Raw genomic sequence first — 1512 nt, 5'->3', positions numbered from 1 at the left:
GCAGATGCTATGGAGGGCTGGAGGAAAGCGTAAAACAGCGGCTCCAGTTCTCTTTTAAGGAGCATGGAGATGACTACCACTTGGACAGCGCTACGGCGCCAGGAGACGGCCAAGCCCGATGATCTGTACATGAGCTTTGAGCTCGGCGACAAGCAGTGGAAGCTAAGTGTCGGCGACGGTCGCAATACGTTGAGTCGATTCAGCATCGCTGCGGGCGACCAGGTTGCCGTGACCGACTGCATCGTGCGAGCCGGCAAGCGTTTCAAGACGCCCTCGGATGCTCATGTGCACACGTGCTACGAAGCCGGCCGCGACGGCTGGTGGCTGCATCGCTGGCTTAGCGAACTGGGTGTAGACAACATCGTGGTTGATGCCGCGAGTATTGAGGTCAACCGGCGAGCCCGACGCGCCAAGACCGATCGGCTCGATGCCGACAAGCTGCAGACGATGCTGGTGCGTCACCACCGCGGGGAGCGAGTGTGGTCGGTGCTGCGCGAGCCCAGCAAGAGCGACGAGGACGAACGCCGTGAACATCGCGAACTCGAACGGCTGATCCACGAGCGCACCTCGCACACCAACCGAATCGGTTCGCTGCTGGTGCTGCACAACCTGCGCCCACGCGTGCACATCGGCGGCCGCGACTGGTCCATTTGGTGGGCACAGCACGGTGAACAGTTGGGCAGAAAGCTGTGCGCGGAAATCGAGCGCGAACTCGCGCGGCTGCAGCTCGTCAAGGAGCAAGTTCGCCAGATCGAGGCTGCACGCCGCAACGCGCTTCAACAGCGAGAAAAGCCGATGGTCGCGCAGTTGATGAGCCTGCGCGGGATCGGTGAGCAGGGAGCCTGGGTGCTCGTGCACGAGATATTTGGCTGGCGTCGGTTCGCCAACCGGCGGGAACTCGCCGGCTGCCTGGGCCTGGCACCCACACCGTATGCCAGTGGCGACAGCCAGGTCGAACAGGGCATCAGCAAGGCTGGCAACCGAAGGGCCCGAACTCTGCTGGTGGAACTGGCGTGGGGCTGGTTGCGCTTGCAGCCAGGCAGTGCGATCGCCCGCTGGTTCAACAAGCGCTTCGCGGGCGAAGGTGCACGCATGCGACGGGTGGGTATCGTGGCCCTGGCAAGGCGTCTGGCCATTGCCCTGTGGCACTTCCTGCAAGACGGCGAGATACCGGCCGGTGCGCAAATGAAGGTCGTCCAAACCTGATGCCCTGGCGCCAAATCACTTGTTGAGCCAGATGAACTTCATGATCGAAGGTCGAAGCGCCCGTGCAATCGCAGGGTCACGTCTCTGTCGTGACCGGTGCTGCAGATGGGGCGCCTCGCAAAGCGGGAACCTGCCAGCACGTCTGACGCGCATTCAGCATGAGGTGTCGGGTTCATGGACCCGCACGGATAGAAGCTCGTCCGGGCACGGACTCGGACTTCCACCGGTTCCCGACCTTCGATCGCTCAGTCTTGACGATCGACCGCCATGAAGGCCTTGACATTCCAGCCCTCATAGAAGCGATTG

At 62.5% G+C, this 1512-nt stretch carries 1 protein-coding gene; it reads left to right on the top strand.

All coding sequences use genetic code 11. The annotated features are described in order from the left end of the window. Window positions 1–69: 69 nt before the first annotated feature. A complete protein-coding gene (locus tag QTI17_RS34935) occupies window positions 70–1206 on the top strand; it encodes an IS110 family RNA-guided transposase (protein WP_286538767.1) in 1137 nt (378 codons plus the stop codon). Window positions 1207–1512: the final 306 nt, after the last annotated feature.

The organism is Variovorax sp. J31P179 (genome assembly GCF_030316985.1).
GTDB lineage: Bacteria > Pseudomonadota > Gammaproteobacteria > Burkholderiales > Burkholderiaceae_C > Variovorax > Variovorax ginsengisoli_B.
The sequence above is the reverse complement of the archived record's forward strand: the minus strand, read 5'-3'. Positions and strand labels throughout refer to the sequence as shown.